The organism is Massilia sp. CFBP9026 (assembly GCF_034045165.1).
Lineage (GTDB): Bacteria > Pseudomonadota > Gammaproteobacteria > Burkholderiales > Burkholderiaceae_D > Telluria > Telluria arenae.
Genome location: NZ_JAXCWH010000006.1, coordinates 417,695 through 441,967, shown reverse-complemented (window position 1 = coordinate 441,967; position 24,273 = coordinate 417,695). Strand labels below are relative to the sequence as shown.

Annotated in this window: 20 protein-coding genes; 12 read left to right on the top strand and 8 right to left on the bottom strand. The window is 67.5% G+C overall.

Translation table 11 applies throughout. The features are described 5' to 3' along the window. On the bottom strand, window positions 1-437 hold a 437-nt coding region (locus tag SOM28_RS17480; RefSeq protein ID WP_414675178.1), incomplete at its 3' end, for an IS1/IS1595 family N-terminal zinc-binding domain-containing protein. 268 nt (window positions 438-705) lie between these two features. Between SOM28_RS17480 and SOM28_RS17475 the strand changes: the two genes are divergently transcribed. From SOM28_RS17475 to SOM28_RS17465, 3 genes are all read left to right on the top strand, one after another. Then, window positions 706-2,064, top strand: coding sequence for a diguanylate cyclase (locus SOM28_RS17475; RefSeq protein WP_320468869.1), 1,359 nt, complete (start codon window positions 706-708; stop codon window positions 2,062-2,064). A gap of 76 nt (window positions 2,065-2,140) precedes the next feature. Further along, entirely contained in the window at window positions 2,141-2,614 is a 474-nt protein-coding gene (locus tag SOM28_RS17470) for a hypothetical protein (RefSeq protein WP_320468868.1), read from the top strand. A gap of 83 nt (window positions 2,615-2,697) precedes the next feature. Further along, window positions 2,698-3,102 (top strand): GFA family protein, encoded by a 405-nt coding sequence (locus SOM28_RS17465; RefSeq protein WP_320468867.1) that lies wholly within the window; start codon window positions 2,698-2,700, stop codon window positions 3,100-3,102. A 4-nt stretch (window positions 3,103-3,106) separates the two neighbouring features. Here SOM28_RS17465 and SOM28_RS17460 read toward each other — a convergent pair whose 3' ends face one another. Genes SOM28_RS17460 through SOM28_RS17450 form a run of 3 tightly spaced genes read right to left on the bottom strand, consistent with a single transcriptional unit; the run spans window position 3,107 to window position 7,893 of the window. Next, on the bottom strand, window positions 3,107-4,681 hold the full coding sequence (locus SOM28_RS17460; protein ID WP_320468866.1) for an FGGY-family carbohydrate kinase: 1,575 nt from the start codon (window positions 4,679-4,681) through the stop codon (window positions 3,107-3,109). A gap of 9 nt (window positions 4,682-4,690) precedes the next feature. Beyond that, window positions 4,691-6,289 carry a glycerol-3-phosphate dehydrogenase/oxidase gene (locus SOM28_RS17455; protein ID WP_320468865.1) on the bottom strand — a complete coding sequence of 533 codons (1,599 nt, stop codon included), beginning with the start codon at window positions 6,287-6,289 and terminating at the stop codon, window positions 4,691-4,693. Continuing rightward, a complete protein-coding gene (locus SOM28_RS17450) occupies window positions 6,286-7,893 on the bottom strand; it encodes an FAD-binding oxidoreductase (RefSeq protein WP_320468864.1) in 1,608 nt (535 codons plus the stop codon). The genes SOM28_RS17455 and SOM28_RS17450 overlap by 4 nt, the downstream gene beginning before the upstream one ends. 147 nt (window positions 7,894-8,040) lie before the next feature. Between SOM28_RS17450 and SOM28_RS17445 the strand changes: the two genes are divergently transcribed. After that, the gene (locus tag SOM28_RS17445) at window positions 8,041-9,045 is read left to right on the top strand and encodes an AraC family transcriptional regulator (RefSeq protein ID WP_320468863.1); all 1,005 of its coding nucleotides are present in this window, start codon (window positions 8,041-8,043) and stop codon (window positions 9,043-9,045) included. Window positions 9,046-9,086: 41 nt separating this feature from the next. Beyond that, window positions 9,087-12,185, top strand: coding sequence for a sensor histidine kinase (locus tag SOM28_RS17440; protein ID WP_320468862.1), 3,099 nt, complete (start codon window positions 9,087-9,089; stop codon window positions 12,183-12,185). Here SOM28_RS17440 and SOM28_RS17435 read toward each other — a convergent pair. After that, on the bottom strand, window positions 12,071-12,844 hold the full coding sequence (locus SOM28_RS17435) for a YoaK family protein (RefSeq protein ID WP_320468861.1): 774 nt from the start codon (window positions 12,842-12,844) through the stop codon (window positions 12,071-12,073). The genes SOM28_RS17440 and SOM28_RS17435 overlap by 115 nt on opposite strands. 147 nt (window positions 12,845-12,991) lie before the next feature. Between SOM28_RS17435 and dapC the strand changes: the two genes are divergently transcribed. From dapC to SOM28_RS17400, 7 genes are all read left to right on the top strand, one after another. Beyond that, entirely contained in the window at window positions 12,992-14,206 is a 1,215-nt protein-coding gene (gene dapC / locus SOM28_RS17430) for a succinyldiaminopimelate transaminase (RefSeq protein WP_320468860.1), read from the top strand. Window positions 14,207-14,250: 44 nt separating this feature from the next. Next, window positions 14,251-15,075 carry a 2,3,4,5-tetrahydropyridine-2,6-dicarboxylate N-succinyltransferase gene (dapD, locus tag SOM28_RS17425; protein WP_320468859.1) on the top strand — a complete coding sequence of 275 codons (825 nt, stop codon included), beginning with the start codon at window positions 14,251-14,253 and terminating at the stop codon, window positions 15,073-15,075. A 97-nt stretch (window positions 15,076-15,172) separates the two neighbouring features. Next, a complete protein-coding gene (locus tag SOM28_RS17420) occupies window positions 15,173-16,315 on the top strand; it encodes a PilT/PilU family type 4a pilus ATPase (protein WP_320468858.1) in 1,143 nt (380 codons plus the stop codon). Between the two features lie 135 nt (window positions 16,316-16,450). Beyond that, the gene (locus SOM28_RS17415) at window positions 16,451-16,810 is read left to right on the top strand and encodes an ArsC family reductase (protein ID WP_123072113.1); all 360 of its coding nucleotides are present in this window, start codon (window positions 16,451-16,453) and stop codon (window positions 16,808-16,810) included. Then, complete coding sequence (dapE, locus tag SOM28_RS17410; RefSeq protein ID WP_123072112.1) at window positions 16,807-17,943, top strand: succinyl-diaminopimelate desuccinylase; 1,137 nt, start codon at window positions 16,807-16,809, stop codon at window positions 17,941-17,943. Before SOM28_RS17415 ends, dapE begins: the two co-directional genes overlap by 4 nt. Window positions 17,944-17,975: 32 nt before the next feature. After that, entirely contained in the window at window positions 17,976-18,869 is an 894-nt protein-coding gene (prmB, locus tag SOM28_RS17405; RefSeq protein ID WP_320468857.1) for a 50S ribosomal protein L3 N(5)-glutamine methyltransferase, read from the top strand. 197 nt (window positions 18,870-19,066) lie between these two features. Then, entirely contained in the window at window positions 19,067-21,067 is a 2,001-nt protein-coding gene (locus SOM28_RS17400; protein ID WP_320468856.1) for an ATP-binding cassette domain-containing protein, read from the top strand. 2 nt (window positions 21,068-21,069) lie between these two features. Here SOM28_RS17400 and SOM28_RS17395 read toward each other — a convergent pair whose 3' ends face one another. From SOM28_RS17395 to SOM28_RS17385, 3 genes are all read right to left on the bottom strand, one after another. Next, on the bottom strand, window positions 21,070-21,561 hold the full coding sequence (locus tag SOM28_RS17395) for a chemotaxis protein CheW (protein ID WP_320468855.1): 492 nt from the start codon (window positions 21,559-21,561) through the stop codon (window positions 21,070-21,072). A gap of 124 nt (window positions 21,562-21,685) precedes the next feature. After that, window positions 21,686-23,599: a flagellar assembly protein A gene (locus tag SOM28_RS17390; protein WP_320468854.1), complete on the bottom strand. Its 1,914-nt coding sequence runs from the start codon at window positions 23,597-23,599 to the stop codon at window positions 21,686-21,688. Between the two features lie 279 nt (window positions 23,600-23,878). Next, the gene (locus SOM28_RS17385; protein ID WP_147934806.1) at window positions 23,879-24,244 is read right to left on the bottom strand and encodes a hypothetical protein; all 366 of its coding nucleotides are present in this window, start codon (window positions 24,242-24,244) and stop codon (window positions 23,879-23,881) included. Window positions 24,245-24,273: the final 29 nt, after the last annotated feature.

Sequence of the window (24,273 nt, the reverse complement as noted above, 5' to 3'; positions counted from 1 at the left end):
ATACCGATCAGGCGCTCGGGACGGTCGTCCTTGACCCGGTCCAGAAAGCGATGGCGCCAGCGAAACGTCGTGTTGTGGTGCACGCCGACCCGCTTGGCCGCAGAGCGGACCGTGCGGGAATCGAGCACCGTTCCCAGATACTCGAGCCATTTGCCCTTGTGCCTGAGCCGCGCCAGCGGCGTGCCGGTCAGGTCATTAAAAGTGCGGCCGCATGCGCAACAGCGATAGCGTTGCAAGTCATTGGCCTGGCCATGGCGGTGGCAATGCTCGCAGGCGCAATCCGGGCAGCAGCGTCCCTTTGAGCGGATCTCGTCGATAAGGGCGACCACCCGGTCGATCCCGGCTGCCGGATGCAGGGCGGCGAGCACCTGCTGACGCTGCGGCTGGTTCAGCAGCGCTAGCTGCGCGAATAACTCCTCAAACTTCGGCGCTTTCATGGCGCGCTCCGAGCGATGGCGATCAGGATTGGACCGCGCGTCAGCTCAGCAGTTCAATGCTCATCCACAGCTAACGTGTACTGCGCCTTCTTCGTCGACTGTCAGTCGATACCGGTATCATTTCACAAACAACGCCGGGCCAATGGCGGGTCAGTTGCGATAGTGCAACAATGTCATTGGGTAGTGGATTTTAGGCAAGGTTAATTATCCAAAATCTCCGTGTAAAAGAGTATGATTTCTCGTCACTGATGAGGTCTGCCCGCCACCGATGATGCATCCTGCCCTAGCGCTCGCCGCACCGGCGCGCCAATCCGCGATTCTGATTGTCGACGACGCCCCCGATAGCCTCGGGCTGCTGCAGGACATGATGCGCCAGCAGGGCTACCAGACCTTCGTCGCCAGTTCCGGCAAGCGCGCGCTCGACATCGCCACCCGCGTCCAGCCCGACCTGATCCTGCTCGATGTCATCCTGCCCGACCTCGACGGCCTGGAAATCTGCCGCCGCCTGAAGCGCCAGCCCGATACCGCCCACATCCCCATCATCTTCGTCAGCGCCTGCGGCGAGACCGAGGACATCGTCGCCGGCTTCGACACCGGCGCCGCCGACTACATCGCCAAGCCGGTGCGCATGGCCGAAGTCTGCGCCCGCGTGCGCGCCCAGCTGCGGCTGCGCAGCAGCAGCGAAAGCCAGAAGCAGCAGGCCGAGCGCCTGCAGCTGATCGTCGACGGCATGGACGAAGGCCTGATGCTGGTCGATTGCGAAGGCCGCGTGGTGTATGCCAACCCGGCCTGCGAACGCTTCCTGTCCCAGCCCAAGGAAGTGCTGGAAGGCGAGCTGCTGGCCGACCTGGTCGAGCCGCCCGCCGCCTACGACTACGCCGACTACTTCGCCCAGCCGCTCGACGCCGAAGCGACCGCGCGCTGCCGCGGCACGCGCGAGGTGCTGGTGCGCCAGTCGGACGGCACCTTGCGCGCGATGGACCTGAGCCTGTCGCCGATGGCCGGCGGCGAGGCGCTGTTCGTCGCCCTGCTGCACGACATCACCCACCACAAGCAGTCCGAGACCGCGCTGCAGCGCGCCGCACTGGTCGATCCGCTGACGCGCATCGCCAACCGCCGCCACTTCGACGCCTTCCTGGACAAGGAATGGCAGCGCGCCATCCGCAGCGGACAGCCGTTGTCGCTGATCGTGCTCGACGTCGACCATTTCAAGGGCTACAACGACAGCCTGGGCCACGCCGCCGGCGACGCCTGCCTGCAGGCCATCGCCGAAGCGCTGCAATCGCATGCGATGCGCCCGACCGACCTGGCCGCGCGCTACGGCGGCGAGGAATTCGTGGTGCTGCTGGCCGATACCGGCTCCAGCGCGGCGGCGCGGCTGGGCGAGTCGATCCGCGCCCACATCGAGCGCCTGGCCATTCCGAATCCGCGCTCCGAGGGATCCGGGGTGGTGACGGTCAGCGTGGGCGTGGCGTGCATCGTGCCGACCCTGTTCGACGATATCCGCTCGTTCTTCATCTCGGCCGACCGCGCGATGTACGAGGCCAAGGCGCGCGGGCGTAATCAGGTGGTGGCGGCGCAGGCGGGGGCGGCGTGGGAGCAGGTGCGTGGCGGACTGCTCAACTAGCCGCCGGCCAGGCGCCTTTCGAAGATCCTCGACGATGAAACATCCCCGCGCTCTCCGCCTATCCCGGCATTTTTCAATGGCCCTGCTCTGCGCCGGATTTGCCTTGCCGGCACCGGCGACACCACCGCTGGTCGACAGATTCATCCTCGGCTCGAACAAGGGCCACATCGTCCCGTCCGAGTGCTGCTGGATGCCGGTGCCCGAGTCCATGCGCTTGCTGGATCTGAAGGTGAACGAGGGAAGCCAATGCTCGGCGATGGGTGGGCCTGTCGGGGTATTCGAACAAAAGGCGGGGAAGCTGTGGCTCACCGGATTCGAGACGTGCGGCAGGAAGATTCCTTTGGATGAGGTCTATCCCGGGCTCGAGGAGCCGGCTTTGGCCGACTGGTTGTCCGGCACCTTCAAGACACGCCTCGGGGTACCTTGCCGCGCGTTCGGCGGCCAACCGGTCCTGGCCCTGGAGCAGGAATTGACCGTGAACGAAGGGGTCGTCACTGCGGTGACGGAGAAATACCTGAATCACTCGGCATGCAGGAATCACTCGGAATGACGCCCGGCGCCATGCATGCGCCGGCAAGTGGATCATCGTGTTGACGAACCAGTGGCGACCGCTATCCTTGACAAGAAAATGCCATGATTTCGGATATGGATAAGATGGCCCAGTGCAGCTGTGGCCAGCTGACGGCCAAGGTCAGCGGCGACCCGCTCCGCATCTCTATCTGTCATTGCCTGAATTGCCAGCGCCGCAGCGGCAGTGTGTTCGCGGCGCAGGCCAGATTTCCGCGCGATCAAATAGTCATTGCCGGAACGTCGACCAGTTTCACGCTGACGGGCGACGAAGGTTCGCGCGCGCATTTCCACTTTTGCCCGGTCTGCGGCGCGACCGTCTACTTCCAGACCGAAGGCGCCGAGGAAACCATCGCCATCCCGATCGGCGCCTTCGCCGATCCCCTCTTTCCGGCGCCGACGGTCTCGGTGTACGAAGAACGCATGCACGCCTGGGTAGTTCCGCCGCCTGGCGCCGAGCACATCCCCTGACGAATCAGGCGCCGCGAGGATAGCCCGTAATTCGCGCGATGTCGCGGTACATCGGGCGCAGCCGCCGGTACATCCGCAGATACACGTCCTTGTACAGGCGCTCGTAAACCGCCCGGTTGCCCGAAATCGGCTCGAACACTTTGCCTACCCGCGTCATGCCCGCAACCGCACTTGCGAAATCAGGATACAGCCCAAGCCCCACGGCGGCATCGATCGCCGCCCCCAGCCCCGACGTCTCACACACATGCGGCCGCGCCGTCGGCAGGCCGAAGATATCGGCCGTGAGCTGCATCGCCGCATCGCTCTGCGAGCCGCCGCCCGACACCCGCAGCTCGGTAATGCGCACGCCACCGCGCCGCTCGATCCGCTCCTTCCCTTCGCGCAGTGCATACGCCAGCCCTTCCAGGATGGCGCGATACACGTGGGCGCGGGTGTGGACGTCGCCAAATCCCACGATCGCGCCCTTGGCCTCACGCCCTGGCAATCGGATGCCCGGCGTCCAGTAAGGCTGCAGCATCAGCCCCATCGATCCCGGCGGCACACTGCTGGCCAGTTCGTCGAACAGGTGCTCCGGCGCCACGTCTTCCAGCAATGCGCGCGATTGCTCGTGGTGGCCGAACTGCTCCTTGAACCAGTTGACCATCCAGTAGCCGCGATACACCTGCTGCTCGATGCTGTACGCATCTGGCAGCGCGCTCGGATACGGCGGCACGAAACGCACCGCCTCGATGTAACGCTGCGAGGTGATGTTGATGGTGGCCGTGGTGCCGTAGCTGAGGCAGGCCACGTGCGGCGCGCAGCAGCCGGCGCCGATCACTTCGCAGGCCTTGTCGGCGGCCGCCGCCAGCAGCGGCAAGCCCTCCGGGATGCCGGTATCGAACGCCGCCTTCGCGGTGATGCTGCCCAGACGCGCGCCGGGAGGGGCCAGCTCGGGCAGCATGGAAGGCTTCACGGCCAGCGCCTGCCACTGCCAGGCACGCGGTCCGGCCCAGCGCCGGCGCCGGTAGTCGAAGGGAATATAGGCCACCTGCGAGCCGCTCGAATCGATGAAGCGGCCGCCCAGGCGCCAGTTCAGGTAGCCCGACAGCAGCAGGAACTTGTCGGTGGCCTCCCAGACCTCGGGCTGGTGGGCGCGGATCCAGTTGATCTCGGCCTCGCCGACCAGGTGCCGCATCGTACCGGCCACGCCCGCCACGCGAAAGGCCGTACGCCACAGCGCTCCAATCGGCGGGACTTCCTCGGTGCGGCGCTGGTCGAGCCAGGTGATGGCGGGCCGCAGCGGGCGGCCTTCGCGATCCAGGTTAACCACGGTGCCGCGCTGGGCCGTGACCGCGACGCCGGCCAGGCGGGCGCGCTCGGCGCCGGGCTGCGTCCATAGCTGGCGGCAAGCCTGGCACAACGCCTGCCAGTAGGCGTCGACGTCGTGCTCATGCCAGCCCGGCTGCGGCGAACGGTAGGCATCCAGCGCCACCTGCGCCTTGACCACCAGTTCGCCGCGCAAGTCGAACAGCAGGGCGCGCACGCTTTGCGTGCCGTTGTCGATGGCCAGCAGCAGCGGATCGCGCGGACTAACGGACATCGGGCCCAGTCAGGCGGCAGGCGGAACGCCGTACTGCTTGCGCCACTCGGCCAGGTAGCGCCGCTCCTGCGATTCCCAGTGCGCATCGTCCCAGCCGAGCTCCTGCTGGCACATGGCGCGGATGCGCGCCATCTGGTCGATGCCGCCGTTAGGCAGCTGGATGCCGAGCCGGGTGCGGCGCAGCAGCAGGTCGTCCAGCAGGAAGACCTGCTCGCAACGTGCGGCCCAGCGCAGCTCGGCCCACAGCGTCTGCGTGCCCGGGATGCATTCCAGCTCGCCCTGGCGCGCCGCGAGCAGCAGCGGCTTGGCCTGGGCGCCATAGCGGCCGGCCAGCCGGCGCAGCACACCGGACGGCAGGTCGTGGCGTGCGGGCACCGAGACCCGCGCGAACACCGGCCCGCGCTCGGGACGCAGCTGCCAGCCGGGCAGCTGCTGCGACACGTGGCGCAGCACGTCGAGGGCGATCGAACGGAAGGTGGTCAGCTTGCCGCCGGCCACCGAGACCAGGCCCGGCTCCGACCACACGAAGTGGTCGCGCTTCTCGGACGACGGCGCGCCATGCTGGCCGCCGTCGATCACCGGCCGCACGCCGGCGAAGGTGGCGACGACATCCTGGTCGCCCAGCCCGAGCTGCGGGAACTGGGCATGCAGGGCCGCCATCAGGTAGTCGAATTCATGGCGCGTGATGCGCGCCTCGGTGTTCACCCCTTCCTCGTGGTCGACATCGGTGGTGCCGACCAGGGTCACTCCCTCCCACGGGAAGGCGAATACGGGGCGGCTGTCGGCCGGGTGCAGCAGGCTGACCGCCTGCGCCAGCGGCAGGCGCCAGGCCGGCAGCACCAGGTGGCTGCCGCGCAGCGGCCGCAGGCGCGGCGCGCGATTGGGCTTATCGCTCCCTGCCTCGCTGCCTGCCGCGCCGCCGAGCAGATCGGACCAGGCGCCGGTGGCGTTGATCACCACCCGCGCGCGCACCGCCGTCTCGGCCTTGCTGCGTTCGTCGCGCAGCATGGCGCCGTGCACCTTGCCGCCGTCGCGCACCAGCGCCTGCACCGTCACGTAGTTGCAGGCGACCGCGCCGTGGGCGCGCGCCTCGTCGATCACGCGCAGCACCAGGCGCGCGTCGTCGGTCTTGGCGTCGGTGTAGCGGATGCCGCCGGCCAGGTTGGCTTCTCCGATATTCGGGGCCAGCATGCGGAACGATTCCGGGCGCTCCCAGTGCGGCTCGCGCCGGCCGGCCAGCATGTCGTACACGCGCAGCATGGCGAGAAAGCCCAGCCGCCGCTTGACGTCGGTGCCATGGTCGGCAAAGGCGAAGCCCTGCGGCTCGACCAGGCCGGGCGCGGCGCGCAACAGCGATTCGCGCTCGCGCACGGCATCGCGCGTCAGGCGCAGGTTGCCGGAAGCCAGGTAGCGCAGGCCGCCGTGCACCAGTTTCGACGAACGGCTCGAGGTGCCCCAGGCGAAATCCTTCTGCTCGACCAGCAGGGTCTTGAGGCCGCGCCGCGCGGCTTCGAGCAGGATGCCGGCGCCGGTGATGCCGCCGCCGATCACCAGCAGGTCCCAGTCGCGCCCTGGCGGGAAGACGTTGGCTTGAGAGGTATGATTCATGGCGTCACCAGCTTGCCCGGATTCATCCGGCATTCGGGGTCGAAGTGCCGGAACAGCGCACCCATGGCGCCGAGTCCCAGCTCGCCCTTCTCGGCCGCCAGCCATGGCGCGTGGTCGACGCCCACGCCGTGCTGGTGGCTGATGGTGCCGCCGCAGCCGACGATCGCGCTCGAGACCCGGTCCTTGAGCTGGCGCCAGCGCGCCAGGTCGGCCTGGTAGTCGCCCGCCAGCCGGTAGACGAAGGTCGAATACACGCTGGCGCCCTGCGGATACAGGTGCGACAGGTGGGTATAGGCGTGCACGCGCTCGCCGAAGGCTTCCAGCGCGGCCGCCGCGGCCTGCTCGATCGCCGTCACCGCCGACGTCACGTGCGGCCAGTCGAGCGCCGTCTCGACCGTGTCGATCGCATAGCCCTGCTCCCAGGCCGCATTGCGCAGGTAGACGCTGCGGAAGCGGTTGCGGCGCCAGCGCTCGCCCAGCGCGCGCCCGACGTGCACCCCGCGCTGGCGCCGCGCCAGGGCCACCGCCGCGCGCAGCGCCTCGCGCGCCTGGCCCCTGGCGCCGCTGGCGCCCACCAGCAGCATGCATTTAGCCTGGCCGCAACCGCGCCAGCCCAGGTAGCGCTCCAGCAGTCGCACCTGGCGCGCGTGGCCGGCCAGCGCCAGCATGGTGACCGTCTCGCCGGCGTTCGACAGGCGCAGCATCGACAATCCCAGGCGCGCCTGGGCCAGCGTCCGCGCCGCCTGCAGCGCGTGTTCCCAGTCGGGGAAGAACAGCGCGTGGAAGGCTTCGTGCTCGGGCAGGCGGTTGATGCGCACCGCGGCATGGGTCAGCACGCCCATGCGGCCTTCGGAGCCGAGCACCATCTCGCGCAGGTCGATGCCGCTGCTCGATGCCGGGAAGGTCGGGATGTCGAGGGTGCCGGACGGGGTCTCGATGCGCCCGCCCGCGAACATCTGCTCGATGCGGCCGTAGCGCAGCGACTGCTGCCCCGACGAGCGGGTGGCGATCCAGCCGCCGAGCGTGGAGTATTCGAACGACTGTGGATAGTGGCCCAGGGTGTAGCCGTGGGCGCGCAACTGGGCTTCGAGATCGGCGCCGGACACGCCGGCGCCGAAGCAGGCCAGCTGCGCCTCGCGGTCGAGCGAGATCATGGCGCGCATGCGGCCCATGTCGATGGAGAGGGTCGGGCGCAAGCCGCCGTTGGAGCTGTGGCCCACGTCGAGGTGGCCGGCCACGCTGGTGCCGCCGCCGTAGGGGATGACCACCGCATCGTGGCGGGCGGCGAAGCCCAAGAGCTCGCGCACCTGGGCGCCGGATTCAGGAAAGGCCACGCCGTCGGGCACATTGCCCAGGCGGCCGTGGCGCAGGCGCAGCCAGTCCGGCAGGCTCTGGCCGAGGGCGTGGCGCGCGCGCGTGGCGCTGCTGGCGTCGATCAGCGGATGGGGCGGCAGGCGGCCCGGCGGCAGGCCGGCGCAGGCTTGTTCGAAGGTCGCGTCCTGCGGAGCCGTCCCCCGGCCCAGCCGTGCGCCGAGAAAGGCTCTGGCCTCCCCTTCCAGCTGCACCGTAATCGACTCGTCACCCCAACCGTTCCAACGCCGCATCAATGACTTTCCGTTATACTGCAAGTTGTTCTTTTTGCCAGATCGGTATCACTACAGGTATCACCTCAGGTAACACGTTAAAGACGCTCCCGCCAATCGTATTGCGCTTTCATGACACAGCCTTGCTCAATCACGCCACCACCCGCCATGGACGCGCGCGTGACCGGTTCCTACCTGCAGCCCCTGCTGGAAACCGCCCTCGAACGCGGCCTTACCCTTCCTGCATTGGCCGATGCCGCCGGCCTGGCGCCCGACGCACTTGATCCACTGCCCGAGAGCCTGTCCGCACGACGCTACATCGGCCTGCTCGAAGCCGGCGCGCGCCTGGCGAACGACCCGTTCTTCGGCCTGCACGTGGGCGAGAAGGCGCGCCCGGCCACCTATAGCGCCTACGGCATGCTGCTCCTGGCCTGCAGCAGCTTCGGCCATGCGCTGGAGCTGACCCAGCGCTACGAATCGCTGGCCCACGACCTGGGCCGCAGCGGCCTGGCGCTCCACGGCGCCCAGGCGCATTACGAATGGATCAGCCACTATCCCGACGCCACCCGGCACCTGGTGGAAAGCGTGTTCGCGGGCATCCGCGTGTTCGGCAGCTGGCTGGCCGGGCGCCCCCTGATGCCGCTGGCGCTGCGGGTCCGGCATGCCGACCCGGGCCACGGCAGCGCCGAATACCTGCGCGTGCTGGGCATCGCGCCGGAGTTCGGCGCGCCACTGAACTGCGCCGCCGTCGATGCCGCCCTGCTGGCGATGCCGGTACCGAACGCCGATACCAGCCTGTATCCGCTGCTGCTGCATCACGCTGAACGGCTGCTCGAAGAACGCGCTCCCCGGGTCGACCCGATCGTGGCGCGGGTGCGGGCCGCGCTGCTGCCGCGCCTGAGCAGCGGCGAGGCGCGGCTGGCGCCGGTGGCGGCCGAACTGGGGCTGTCGACCCGCACCCTGCAGCGCAAGCTGGCCGACGCCGGTTCGAGCTTCCAGCAGGTGCTCGATGCGGTGCGCTACGGCCTGGCCCAGGACTACCTGCGCCGGCGCGAACTGGGCCTGGTCGACATCGCCTTCCTGCTCGGCTTCCAGGAACAGAGCGCGTTCACCCACGCGTTTCGCGAATGGAGCGGCATGAATCCGGGGGCTTGGCGCGAACAGGTGGCCTGAATCGACTAGACCGGGAATGGTTTAGCTGCAACAATTCACGAATGAGTATCATTTCCCGATTCCAGGCATGGCTGCGCGCGACGCTTCTCGTACTATCGTGCGCCGTCGCCCCGGCCGCCCTCGCCCTCGACCCGACCATCGCGCTGGACGGCTATCGGCATGAGCGCTGGGGCGAGCTGGAAGGCGCGCCGCGCTATGTCGATGCGCTGGCGCGCAGCCAGGACGGCTGGCTGTGGGTTGGCAGCCGCTACGCCGGACTGCTGCGCTTCGACGGCCTGCGCTTCCTGCCGTTCGAAACGGCCGACGGCAGCCGCCTGCAGACCACCAGCATCAGCGCGCTGCGGCCCGGGCCCGGCGGCGAACTGTGGATCGGCCACGGCAGCGGGGGCCTCAGTGTGCTGCGCAAGGGGCGCTACCAGCACCTGCTCACACCCGAACAGACGGGCAGCGTATTCGCCATCTCCGTTGGCGCCGACGGCGCGCCCTGGATCGCCGGCTGGCGCGGCCTGTTCCGGGTCGACGGCGATCGCGTGGTGCGCATCGGCCCGGAGCTGGGCTACGACGCCACCCGCGCCGAATACGTGCTGGCCGACGGCGCCGGCCGGGTCTGGGCCACCGACGGCGCGGCGCTCTATCTGCGCGAGGCCGGCGCCCAGCGGTTTCACAGGCTGCGCGCGGTGCGCGGCGATGCGATGCTGCTCGAGGCGCGGGACGGCAGCGTATGGCTGGTGCTCGGCAAGGAGTTCGAGCGGATAGCGCCGCCCTCGCCGCGCCGCGTGCCCGTCCAGCCCGGCAGCGCCAACACCTACCAGTCGCTGTTCGACCGCGACGGCAACGTCTGGTCCGGCAACTGCCCGGTCGGCGTCTGCGTGCTGCGCCCGGCCGAATGGCAGCACGGCGAACGCTTCACGCCGGTCGGCGCCGCCGAGCGGCTCGACCAGTCATGGCAGATGACCAGCCTGTCGGTGCTGGCGCTGATGGAAGACGGCGACGGGAGCATCTGGGTCGGCACGCCCTCGGGCCTGGAGCGGCTGCGCGACCACGCCGTGCACATGGTGCCGCAACTGCTCGACCGCGGCATCTCCCATCCCGCCCGGCACCCGGACGGCGGGATCGTCGCAGTGCGGGTCCAGCGGCTGGACGATACGGCCGGCCTGGTGCGCATCGAGAACGGCAGGGTGAGCGAGCTGCCCGACGCCATCGCCACCCACGTGCTCGACCGTGCGCCGGACGGCACGCTGGTGCTCGGGGGCCGCTACGGCATCGAGCGGCATGGCCGGGCGGGCGTCGAGCGCATCCCGCTGCCGCCCGCGGTCAGCGCGGCCGCCGACATTATCCGGCCGCGGCAACTCGCGGCCGGCAACGACGAAGTCTGGTTCTGGACCGGGCGCATGGGCGCCTGGCATTACCGCGACGGCGCCTGGACCAGGCCACCGGTCAAGGAAGACCACCCGCAGGAAGTGGCGTTCGACGCCGCCGGCCGCAGCTACCTGGGGCTGTCCGGCAACCGCCTGCGCATCGTCGATGGCGACGCGGTGCGCGAGTACGGCGCAGCGGACGGGCTGGAGGTCGGCAAGTTCAGTGTCATCGTGCCGGGCAAGCCCTTGCTGGTGGCGGGCCAGGACGGCATGCAGGTGCTGGAAGGCAGCCGCTTCCGCCGCCTCGCCGTCACCGCGCCGGACGGCATCGGCGCGGCCAGCGGCATCGTCACCGACGCCGCCGGCGTACGCTGGATCAACGCCGAGCGCGGCATCTACCGCGTCACGCCGGAAGACTGGACGCGCTCGATGAACGATCCCGGCGTCGCGCTGCGCGGCCGCTTGTTCGATGCCGCCGACGGCTACCTGGGCGGCGGCGTGTCGCGCATGCTGGCGCGCACGGCCGCGATCGCCAGCGACGGCACGCTGTGGTTCGCCGGCGAGCGCGGCCTGGCCTGGATCGATCCACGCAAGACCTCCCCCAATCCGGCGACGCCCGCGGTCGAGGTGCTGGCCGTCTCGAGCGGCGCGCGCCAGTATGGCGCCGGCACGGGAGTGGCACTCGACCAGGGCACCGAGAACGTGCAGATCGACTACACGGCGCCCAGCTTGCGCATGCCGCAAAAAGTGAGCTTCCGCTATCGGCTGGCCGGCGTCCAGGACTGGGAAGAAGCCGGCACCCGGCGCAGCGCCTTCTTCCAGCGGCTGCGGCCCGGCATGCATACCTTCGAGGTAATGGCCATCAACGAGAGCGGCGTGGCGGGCCCGGTGACGGCACTGGCCTTCCATATCCCGCCGCGCTGGTTCCAGACCTGGTGGTTCCTCGCTGCCTGCGTGCTGGCGTGCCTGGCCATGCTCGCCTGGGCCTACCGGCTGCGCACCCGCCGGCTGGCCGAGCGCATCGAAGGCGAGCTGATGGCGCGCATGCGCGAGCGCGAATCGATCGCCCGCTCGCTGCACGACACCTTCCTGCAAGGCGTGCAGGGCATGCTGCTGCGGATGCACTCGGTGCTGACCGGGCTGCCGCCCGACAGCCCGGCGCGCGCCGAGTTCGAGCGGGTGCTGGAGAGCGCGGAACAGGTGCTGGAAGAAGGCCGCGACGAAGTCCAGGGCCTGCGCCAGGGCTTCGCCAACGTCGACGCGTTCTGGCAGGGCTTGCTGCGCGACGTGGACCTGATCCTCCCCGGCGGCAGCGGGCGCCTGGCCCTGTCGGCGATGCCGGGATCGGTCGAGCGCCTGCCGGTGCGCCTGCGCCGCGACGTGCATGCGATCGTGCGCGAAGCCCTGCTCAACGCGCTGCGGCACACGCCCGGCGCCGTCCGCCTCAGCGCCGACACCAGCCAGCGCGGCCTGGCGCTGACCGTCAGCGACGATGGCGCGGGCGGGTGTGCCATGGACAAGGCCGGCCACTTCGGCCTGCAAGGCATGCGCGAGCGCGCCACCCAGATCGGCGCCCGGCTGCGCATCGACAGCGGCCCGGCCGGCACCCGGGTCACGCTAACGGTTCCGGTCGGACCTGATGAGGCGGTTCAGGCGGCTCAGGCGGATCAGGCGTCGTGCCCCGCCCCGCCGTGCCCGCCGAGCACGCGCACGGCATCGTCGACCACCGGCACGATCGCCAGCACGCACAGGAAGGCGGCCAGCGGCACCGTGGACAGATAGCCCAGGTGCTTGAACCCCAGCGCCCCCACCACGCCGCCCAGGAAGAACGCGCCCAGCAGGGACAGCATCAGCATCAGGCGCCCGAGGTTGGCCGTGACTTTCGGCTGGCGCAGCGGGCCGTCGGCGTTCCAGTAGGCCATCTTGCCCAGCTCGATGCCGATGTCGGTGACGATGCCGGTCATGTGGGTGGTGCGGATCTCGGCATGCGAGACCTTGGTCATCACCGCGTTCTGCAGCCCCATCATGAAGCACAGCAGCATCACCGTGAGCGGAATGAAGAAGGCGTCGATCCCGGCCAGGCGCGCGCCGAGGATGCCGAACACCAGCAGAAGAACGGCTTCGAGCAACAGGGGCAGCGCGAAGCCGCTATGCAGGCCGCGGCGCCGGATGTAGTTGACGAGGATGGCGGTGCAGGCCGCGCCGAGCAGGAAGCTGAGCAGCGCGCCAAGCGCGGCCAGCACCAGGTCGGTATCGCCCAGCACCAGGTGGTCGGCCGCGCTGGAGACGATGCCGGTCATGTGCGAGGTGTATTCGCGCACCGCGAGAAAGCCGCCGGCATTGATCGCCCCGGCGACGAACGCCAGCGCCACGCCCAGGTGCCGGTTGGCGCCGGGAGTGCGTTCATGTCCTGTCAGGCTGCGCGCGTAACTGATCGGCACGGCGGATGGCTCTCCGGATGAATTCGCTGTTTCGTAGTGATTAATGTTACCGCAAATCACTTGCCGTACGCTCGAACGTTCTTCCATTCATAGAGCTATAATAAAAAATTATCGAAAAGCGCACACCGCTGTGCGCCCAAGACTGCCGTGAATCCTCATCTCGACAAGCTCCATCCTTACCCGTTCGAAAAGCTGCGCCAGCTGTTTGCCGGCGTCACTCCGAACCCGGCCTATTCCGCGATCAGCCTGGGCATCGGCGAGCCGAAGCATCCGACGCCGGCCTTCATCGAAAAGGCGCTGACGCATTCGGTGGCCGGCCTGGCCAACTATCCGAGCACGGTGGGCGGCGAGCCCCTGCGCGCGGCCATCGCCGGCTGGCTGGAACGCCGCTACGGCATCCCGGCGCTGGACCCGGCCACCATGGTGCTGCCGGTGAACGGTTCGCGCGAGGCGCTGTTCGCGATCGCCCAGTGCATGATCGACGCCTCGAAGTCGGATGCGCTGGCGATGTGCCCCAACCCGTTCTACCAGATCTACGAAGGCGCGGCCTACCTGGCCGGCGCCACGCCGTACTTCGTCAACTCCGAACCCGCGCGCAACTTCGCGCCGGATTACGGCAGCGTGCCCGAGGACGTGTGGCCGCGCGTGCAGCTGCTCTACGTCTGCTCGCCCGGCAACCCGACCGGGGCTACCCTGGGCCTGGACGACTGGCGCCAGCTGTTCGAGCTGGCCGACCGCTGGGGCTTCTTGATTGCGGCAGACGAATGCTATTCGGAGATCTATACCGGCTCTACCCCGCCGCTGGGCGCGCTGGAAGCGGCGCACCAGCTGGGCCGCAGCGGCGGCGATCAACCGTACCGCAACCTGATCGTGTTCTCGAGCCTGTCGAAGCGCTCGAACGTGCCGGGCATGCGTTCCGGTTTCGTGGCCGGCGATCCTGTCGCGATGAAGAAATTTCTGCTCTACCGCACCTATTGCGGCGGCGCGATGTCGCCGCCGGTGCAGGCAGCCTCGATCGCGGCCTGGAACGACGAACATCACGTGATTGAGAACCGCGCGCTGTACAAGGAAAAATTCGCCCTCATCACGCCGCTGCTGAAGGACGTGATGGACGTCGAGCTGCCCGATGCCGGCTTCTACCTGTGGGCCGACGTGCGGCGCAGCGGCCTGTCGGACACCGACTTCGCGCGGCGCCTGTACGCCGACTATAATGTGACGGTCCTCCCGGGCAGCTACCTGGCGCGCGAAGCGCACGGCCAGAATCCGGGGCGCGACCGTATCCGCATGGCCCTGGTGGCCGGCGTCGACGAAGGACTGGAAGCGGCCAATCGCATCGTCCAGTTCTGCCAGGGCCTCAAGTAAGAGCCCCACGAATTCCTGTTTTCATTTCAATAAAGACCAGCATCATGACCCAACAACTGCAAACTATCATCGACACCGCCTGGGAACAGCGCGCCGACATCAGCCCGAACAACGCCAGCGCCGAAGTGCGCGACGCTGTTGCCCACGTCCTCGCCGGCCTCGATGACGGCAGCCTGCGCGTGGCGCAAAAGGACACCGGCACCTGGGTCGTGAACCAGTGGATCAAGAAGGCCGTGCTGCTGTCGTTCCGCCTCGAGAACAACGTGCCGGTCGCATCCGGCGACATCCAGTTCTACGACAAGGTGCCGACCAAGTTCGCCGACTACACCCCAGAAGACTTCGCGCGCGGCGGTTTCCGTGTGGTGCCGCCGGCCGTCGCCCGCCGCGGCAGCTTCATCGGCAAGAACGTGGTCCTGATGCCGTCCTACGTCAACATCGGCGCCTACGTCGATGAAGGCACGATGGTCGACACCTGGGCCACCGTCGGCTCGTGCGCCCAGATCGGCAAGAATGTCCACCTGTCGGGCGGCGTCGGCATCGGCGGCGTGCTGGAACCGATGCAGGCCAATCCGACCATCATCGAAGACAACTGCTTCATCGGCGCGCGTTCGGAAATCGTCGAAGGCGTGATCGTTGAAGAGAACTCGGTGATCTCGATGGGCGTGTACATCGGCCAGTCGACCAAGATCTACAACCGCGAAACCGGCGAAGTGAGCTACGGCCGCGTGCCGTCGGGTTCGGTTGTGGTGTCGGGCAGCCTGCCGTCGGCCGATGGCAAGTACAGCCTCTACTGCGCGGTGATCGTCAAGCGCGTGGATGCGCAGACGCGTTCGAAGACCGGGATCAACGAGCTGCTGCGCGGCGTGTAATATCCGCGAGTGCCCGGCAGGTTGGACGCGTAGACGACAGAGCCGTCCACGCGTCCAACCTGCCTTGTAACACCCCGAAACAAACGGAGACGATGCGATGGCCATGGACCGCCTGTTCCAGCTGATGAAAGAGAAGAACGCTTCCGACATGTTCTTCGCCGTGAACTCCCCGGTGCACATCAAGATCAACGGCGCCCTCATCCCCATCAACCAGCATCGTCTCGAACCCGAGAACATCCTGTCGCTGCTGTCCGAGGTCGCCACCCCGGAACAGCTGCTCGAACTCGAACGCGACAACGAACTGAATATGGGCGTGTCGGTCCCCAACCTGGGGCGCTTCCGCCTGTCGGCCTTCCGCCAGCGCGGCTCGATCTCGGCCGTGTTCCGCTTCGTGCCGGCCGACATCCCGCCACTGGGCGGGCTGGGACTGCCGCCCGTGCTGTCTGAACTGATCATGGAAAAGCGCGGCCTGCTGCTGGTGGTCGGCGCCACCGGCTCCGGCAAGTCGACCACCATCGCCGCCATGCTCGACCATCGCAACGAGCACCGCGCAGGCCACATCCTGACGCTCGAAGACCCGATCGAATACCTCTTCAAAAACAAGAAATCGATCGTCAACCAGCGCGAGATCGGCAGCGACGCCAGCAGCTTCGGCATCGCGCTGAAGAACTCGATGCGCCAGGCGCCTGACTGCATCCTGATCGGCGAGATCCGCGACCGCGAGACGATGGCCGCGGCGCTGGCCTATGCCCAGTCGGGCCATCTGGTGCTGGCCACCCTGCACGCCAACAACAGCTACAACGCGCTGAACCGCATCATCAGCTTCTACCCAATGGAAAACCGCGGCGCCCTGCTGCAAGACCTGGCGTCGAGCGTCAAGGCCATCGTCTCGCAGCGGCTGGTGAAGTCCGCGGCGGGTGGTGCGCGCCAGGCGGCGGTCGAAGTGATGCTCAACACGCGCTACATCGCCGACCTGATCGAAAAAGGCGAGATCGGCCAGATCAAGGAAGCGATGGACAAGAGCCTGTCGCCCGGCTCGCAATCGTTCGAAGGCGCGCTGTTCAAGCTGGTCAAGGACGGCCTGATAACGCAGGATGAGGCGCTGGCCAATGCCGATTCGGCCACCAACCTGCTTTGGCTGCTCAACAATGGGCCGGACAGCCAGGTCCAGCAGGAAGAGCAAAAGAAGCCGAGCGAGCCGCAGGGCGCCTCGTTCACCGAATTCACGCTCAATTCCTGACCCAGCGCCAGGCGGCGCACCCGTGCGCCTCATCTGTGTACAATCGGCCCTGAATGACCTTGTGCGTCCCGGCACGCATACACTATCCTCACGCCTTTTCGAACGACCACGCCGCCCCGGCGGCCAAGATTGCCCATGACTACGACTCTCTACGGAATTCCCAACTGCGACACCGTCAAGAAGGCCCGCACCTGGCTGGCGGACAACGGCCACGACTTCACCTTTCATGACTTCAAGAAACAAGGCCTGAGCCGCGAACTGGTGCAGGGCTGGCTGAAGGACCTCGACTGGGAAACCCTGGTCAACCGCAAAGGGATGACCTGGCGTAACCTCTCCGACGAGCGCAAGGCGCAAGTCAATGATGCGGACAGCGCGACCGAGCTGATGCTGGAAAACCCATCCGTCATCAAGCGCCCGGTCCTGCAGGGCGTCGGCCCGGTCTCGGTCGGTTTCTCGAGCGACGCCTACACCAGCAAGTTCGCGAGCGCCAAGTGAAGCCTTCGCGCACCCTGCTGCTGACCGAAGAGCTGATCGCGCTCGATTCGATCACGCCGCACGACAAGGGCTGCCAGCAGCGCCTGATCGAGCTGCTGGCGCCGCTGGGCTTTCGCTGTGAGACGATCGAGTCGAACGGCGTAACCAATCTGTGGGCGCGCAAGGGTACTGAAGCGCCCCTGTTCGTGTTCGCAGGTCATACCGACGTGGTCCCGGCCGGCCCGCTGCACCACTGGGAGTCGGCGCCCTTCGTGCCGACCCAGCGCGACGGCAAGCTGTATGGACGCGGCGCCTCCGACATGAAGACCTCGATCGCGGCCATGGTGATCGCCTGCGAGGAATTCATCGCCGACCACCCCGACCACCGGGGCTCGATCGCCTTCCTGATCACCAGCGACGAGGAAGGCCCGGCCGTCGACGGCACCGCGGTCGTCGTCGACCTGCTGGAAGAACGCGGCGAGACGCTCGACTACTGCCTGGTCGGCGAGCCGACCTCGAACCACGTGCTGGGCGACACGATCAAGAACGGCCGCCGCGGTTCGCTGTCGGGCCACCTGGTCATCAAGGGCATCCAGGGCCATATCGCCTATCCGCAGCTGGCGCGAAACCCGATCCACCAGGCCGCGCCGGCGCTGGCCGAGCTGACGGCCGAGGTCTGGGACGAAGGCAATGAGTACTATGCGCCGACCAGCTGGCAGATCTCGAATATGGCGGCCGGCACCGGCGCCAACAATGTGATCCCCGGCCAGTTGACGATCGATTTCAACTTCCGCTTCTCGACCGCCAGCACGGCCGAGGGCCTGGAAGCGCGGGTGCACGCCATCCTCGACCGCCACGGCCTGGATTACGACCTGGAGTGGACGCTGTCGGGCCAGCCTTTCCTGACCGAGAAGGGGACCCTGTCGGACACCATCTGCGGCGCCATCAAGGAAGAGCTGGGCGTGCAGGCCGAATTATCGACCACCGGCGGGACCTCCGATGGCCGCTTCATCGCCCGCATCTGCCCTCAGGTGATAGAATTCGGGCCACCGAACGCCAGCATCCACAAGATCGATGAACACATCGAGCTGCGCTACATCGATCCCCTGAAGAATATCTACCGCCGCACGCTGCAATGCCTGCTGGCTGCCTGATCGGGGCGCTGAACTAATACGAGAACAAGACCATGACCAACACCACCTTCAGTACGCCGCGCGACCTGCTGCGCTATGCCATCACCCGCTTCAACTCTGCCCGCCTGTTCTTCGGCCACGGCAGCGCCGAGGCCTTCGACGAAGCCGCCTACCTGATCCTGCACACCCTGAAACTGCCGCTGGACCGCCTCGAGCCCTTCCTCGACGCCCGCCTGCTGCCGGACGAAGTGCTGCAGGTGCTGGCCGTGATCGAGCGCCGCGTCACCGAACGCGTGCCGGCCGCCTACATCACCAAGGAAGCCTGGCTGGGCGAATACCGCTTCTACGTCGACGAACGCGTGCTGGTGCCGCGCTCCTTCATCGCCGAACTGATCCCGCAGCAATTCAGCCCATGGCTGACCAATCCGGAAGGCGTCGAGAATGTGCTCGAACTGTGCACCGGCAGCGGTTGCCTGGCGATCATGATGGCCGACACCTTCGAGAACGCCGTGGTCGATGCGGTCGACATCTCGAAGGACGCGCTGGCCGTGGCCGAGCACAACATCCGCGAATACAAGCTGGAAGGCCGGGTGAACCCGATCGAGTCCGACCTGTACGAGAACGTGCCGTTCAAGAAGTACGACCTGATCATCACCAATCCGCCGTACGTGAACTCGGAATCGATGCGCACCCTGCCGCCGGAATACCTGAACGAGCCGCAGATCGCGCTCGCGGGCGGCGAAGACGGCATGGATCTGGTGCGCAAGATCATCGCCGGCGCCGCCGAACGCCTGACGCCGGAAGGCATCCTGGTGGTCGAGATCGGCAACGAGCGCGAGTTCGCCGAAGCGGCGTTCGGCCACCTGGGCCTGACCTGGCTGACCACCAGCATCGGCGACGATGCGGTGTTCCTGCTGACGGCCGAGCAGTTGCAGACCGCGCAGTAATAAAATGCGAGAATCGCCGGTGCTGACTCATTGCGCCGGCGCTGAAACGTCGTCCCCGCGCAGGCGGGGACCCAAGTTGCATGCGCTGCCACCAAGGTTTCATGGTAGTGGAGATGCAGGCTAACTTGGGTCCCCGCCTTCGCGGGGACGACGTTCTGAAGCCAACGATGTAATCCGAATTTACGATAGTCCCCACCATGATCCGAATCCAGAACGTCAGCCTGATGCGCGGCACCAAGCCGCTGCTCGTCGACGCCGACCTGACCCTCAACCCGGGCGACAAGATCGGCCTGATCGGCGCCAACGGCGCCGGCAAATCGAGCCTGTTCGGCATGCTGCGTAACGAGCTGCATCCGGACCAGGGGCAGATCGACTTCCCCGCCAAGTGGCGCATGGCCTATGTGGCGCAAGAGACCCCGCCGCTCGAGCGCGCCGCGCTCGATTACGCGATCGACGGCGACGTCGGCCTGCGCAAGCTCCAGGCCGAGCTGGAAGAACTGGAATCGCACCCAGACGCCGACGCCCACGGCATGCGCCTGGGCGAACTGCACGGGATGCTGGCCGACGCCGATGCCTACACCGTGCAGTCGCGCGGCGAACAGCTGCTGCTGGGCCTGGGCTTTTCGCTGGCCCAGATGAACCAGCCGGTGGCCAGCTTCTCGGGCGGCTGGCGCATGCGCCTGAACCTGGCGCAGGCGCTGATGTGCCCTTCCGACCTGCTGCTGCTCGATGAACCGACCAACCACCTGGACCTGGACGCGATCATCTGGCTCGAGGACTGGCTCAAGCGCTATCCGGGCACCCTGATCATCATCTCGCACGACCGCGACTTCCTCGACGAGATCGTGAACGTGATCGTGCACATCGACGACCGCAAGCTGAAACGCTACGGCGGCAACTACTCGAGCTTCGAGCGCCAGCGCGCCGCCCAGATGGTGCTGCAGGCGTCGGCCATCGAGAAGCAGAATCGCCAGCGCGCCCACCTCGAATCCTTCATCAACCGTTTCAAGGCCCAGGCCACCAAGGCGCGCCAGGCGCAGAGCCGGATCAAGGCGCTGTCGCGGATGGAAGAACTGGCGCCGCTGCGCGCCGCCGCCGAATTCTCGTTCGAGTTCCGCGAGCCACTGGCCGCGCCGAATCCCCTGCTGGTGCTCGACGGCGTGGACGCCGGCTATCCGCTGCTCGACGAGCACGGCGACAAGGTCGGCGCCAAGACCATCGTCAACCACATCGATTTCTCGCTCACGATCGGCCAGCGCATTGGCCTCTTGGGCGTGAACGGCGCCGGCAAGTCGACCCTGATCAAGACCGTGGCGGGCGAGTTGAAACCGCTGACCGGCGAAGCGACGATCGGCAAGGGCCTGTCGATCGGCTACTTCGCCCAGCACCAGGTCGAGATGCTGCGCCACGACGAATCGCCCCTGTGGCACCTGGCGAAGATCGCGCCGACGGTGCGCGAGCAGGAGCTGCGCAACTTCCTGGGCAGCTTCAACTTCCCGGGCGAGATGGTGACCAGCCCGATCAAGCCGTTCTCGGGCGGCGAAAAGGCGCGCCTGGCGCTGGCCCTGATCGTGTGGCAGCGCCCCAACCTGCTGCTGCTCGATGAACCGACCAACCACCTGGACCTGGAAACGCGCGAAGCGCTGACGATGGCGCTGGCCCAGTTCGAGGGCACGCTGGTCGTGGTTTCGCACGACCGCCACCTGCTGCGCGCCACCACCGACCAGTTCATCATCGTGGCCGACGGCCGCCTGCAGCCGTTCGACGGCGACCTGGACGACTACAAGGACTGGCTGTTCAAGACCAAGCTGGGCAAGGGCGGCGACGCCCTGCCCGGCCAGGCAGCCAAGGCAGCCCAGCCGGCCGCCAAGGCCAGCGCACCTGCGCCTGTCGTCACCGTGTCGCCGGCCGAGCGCAAGGAACAGAAGCGCGTCGAAGCCGAAGAGCGCCAGCGCATGGCGGCCCAGCGCAAGCCCCTGGAAAACCGGGTCAAGCGCATCGACGAGCAGATGGCCAAGCTGAGTGCGAAGAAAGCGACGATCGACGCCGAGCTGCTCGACCCGGCGATCTACGAAGCCGAGAACAAGGATCGCCTCAAGACGCTGGTGGCCGACCAGGCCTTCGCGGTGCGCGACCTGGAAGCGCTCGAGGTTGAGTGGCTGGAGCTCCAGGAGCAGCTGGAGGCGTTGACGGCGTAAGGTCAGGCGGCCCGCAGCGGCCGCCTCGGCGACAGCGACATCAGCCGATCGATGTCGATCAACACCACCTTGCGTCCATCGATGCGGGCGATGCCGATCAGGTAGCCCGCGCCTGGCGCGCCCGGCAGGGGCTGCACGGCTTCAGGCCGCACGTGCACGATGCCGGTCACGCTCTCCACCACCATGCCGACGATCCCGCTCGACAGGCGCAGGATGATCACGTCGGTATCCGGCGCCGATCGGCCCGGCCCCGTGGCCGCGCGCATGTCGACCACCGGCATGATCACCCCGTGCGACAGCGCCACGCCGCCGATGATTTCGCCGTCGGTGGCGAAGCGCTCGAGGGATCCCAGCAGCTTGAGTTCCTGCACGCGCGCGCAATCGAGCCCGTATTCCTGCCCGTCGAGCATGAAGCTGAGGAATTCCCGCGAGGCGCTACTGCGCGGCGCCGGGTACCGGGAAACAGAAGCGCGCGGGACTGAAGCGTGGGGCATGCTGGGCAAGGTGACCATGGCGGATCCTTTATGGGTGCGATCACCATCGTATGCCGCGTCCCCGGCGCCGATGTTGACTGTAGTCAACTCCAGCCTTGGACCTACCCCGCGCCACGGGTCACATTCAGGACGCGGCCGGCGCCTCCACAGCCGCCGTGGACGTGTCCCACGACCACGCGCCCTCGCAGCCCGCATACAGCACTTCCCTGCCCTTGGTGTCGCGCAGGCGCAGCTTGACGTCGCGCGCCGTCATGTCCCAGACGCAGCCGAAGTCCGGTTCGTAGGGCAGCGCCAGCACCTGCACCTCGCCCGCCAGCATCCCGATCGCCACCCCGGCCGACCCGACCCGCTCGAAGCGCTGGGCCTCGAACCGTTTCAATAGTTCCATGCCGCCCTGGCGCTCGGCGTCGAGCGACTTGGCTTCTTGCGACAGCCGGCCCAGTTCCTTGAGCGCCGGCGCCACGCTGGCCGCCAGGCGCCGGAATTGCGGTTCCTGTTCCGGCGTGAGCACCAGCTCACCCTTGCGCAGGCGCGGCGCGATCAACAGGTATTTGCGCATCTCAGGTTGGCCGGTGAGCGCTTCCATCGCGCTGCGGCGCTGCGCCGCCAGCTGGGCGAACTGGTCCATGCGCTCGCGCACCTGCGCCATCGCCGCGTCGACGCGTGCGCAATCCGGGCGCAGCAGCCAGACCAGCATCTCGCCCTGCTTCCACGGCGCGGCGCGGCCGATCGCCACGCGCCGCCCGGCAATGGCGCTGCCCTCGGCATGCGCCACCTCGACCTCGTCGCCGATGATCTCGCAGTTGATCGCGGTCTCGATCCGGATGCGCGCGCCCGAGATCACGCAGTTCTCGGCGCGCTCGAGCCGGATCTCGCCTTTGGGCGCCTGGATCGTCGCCTGGGAGGCGACGCCCAGCACCCGCACCCCACCATCGAGGTTGCGCGCGCTGCCGCCGACCAGGTTGTGGCGCAGGAGGATGGCGCCGCCGCGCGAGACCAGGTGGCCATACACGTCGCCGTGCACGGTGATGCTCTCGGCCTCGATGATGCGCTGCTCCTGCACTTCGCCGAATTCCTCGTAGTCGCCCGCCAGGTGCAGGTTGCCGGTGGTCTTGGCGCTGACGCCGTCGCGGCTGACGATCTTGTCGGTGATGGCGATGCGGCTGCTCTTGGGGTCGACGCTCAAAAAGCCGTCCTGGCGCGCCACCAGGAACTCGCCTTCCGGCGCCAGGTCGACCGCCGTGCCGTCGGCCGCATAGGTGGCCAGGTCGAGGTCCTTCGCCACCTCGGGCGCGATCGGGATGCCGTTCAGGTCGAAGCCCGGGCTGCCGCTGGTACGCGGCACCTTGCGCAGCAGGCGCGTGCCGGCCGCCACCTGCGGGAAACGGTTCTGGAAGCTCATCAGGTCGAGCTTGCCGTTGGCGAGCTGGCGCGGCGCATCGCTGCGATGCAGCTCGTTGGCGACTTCCTCGACGCCGGCATCCACGCCGGGCAAGGGCTCGAGGCGGCGCGCCACCACGTAGCGACCGGCCGCGCCGCTCGCGATGTGGCTGCGAATGGCCTCGACCTCGGCGCCGAAGCGGATGCCCTTCACCCACATGTCGGCGACGAACTCGTCGGCGTCGAGCCGGGTCGGGCGCTCATTGCCTTCCTCGTCGCGCTCGAACACCGGTTCGAAATAGTATTCGGCCTGGCCGTCGGCGATCTTGACCGAGCGGTACAGGGCCTGGCGCTGCGGCGTGAACGGTACGATGTCGGCCGCGATGCGCACCACGGCCCGCCCGGACGCATCGCGCGGCAGGTCCGGCCCATGGCCGTACAGGGCCTTGACCAGGACCGGGTAATCGAGGCCGGCCAGGTAGTGATTAGAGCGCAGGATGCCGTCGACCGCCGCCGCCAGCGTGGTGCCGAGCACTTCGGGATCGGCATACACGCCATCGTCGTGCCTGGCGATGCAGTGTTCGGGCCCGGTGGATTCGAAGCGGACGGCGGTGGACGCGACAGACACGGCGTCGGGTGGTACGGCAAGGTCGGACACGTTCACGCTCCACTTAGGGAAGTATGTTGGCGACAAATACCCTGCCAACAGTAAGGTGGACGTAAACATAGCATGTTGCGCAAGCTAAATGAACATATGGCAACTAGATTTCTAAAAAGAAAATTTGTTACGGGGCCGACACGGTTGCGACAGACGGCATTTGCGGCGAAATCCAGCAAAAACGCGCCAGATACGCCAGCGCGGCGACTTGGGAAATGTCAAATTCCAGAAACGACAACGGCGCCATCGGCGCCGTCGTTTTACATTGCCGACCGCATTTCAGCGGCGGCGGGTGTTCGGATAGAGTTCCGAACCTTCCTTGATCTGGCGCCGCAGGTCGCGCCGCTCGTCCGGCGACAGCCGGCCGCGACGGCGCTCTTCGCGCGCCGCGTCGGATTGCGCCTCCATGGCGCGACGGTCCTGGTCACGCATCTCGTAGACGCGCGGATCCTGCTGGGCCTGCATCTGGTAACGGTCGCGCATCGCCGCTTCATCGCGGCGTGGATCGCGCTCCTGGTTTTGCGCCAATGCGCTGGCTCCAGTGCCTGCCAGTACACAGGCGATGACACCAAGGCGCGCAAGCCGGGCGAGCCGGCCGCCATTGGCGCCGAATCCTGCTGGTTTGTCGTTGTGCGCGTGGTTCATGGTGTTCCTCTTCCGCGATGCCTGATAAA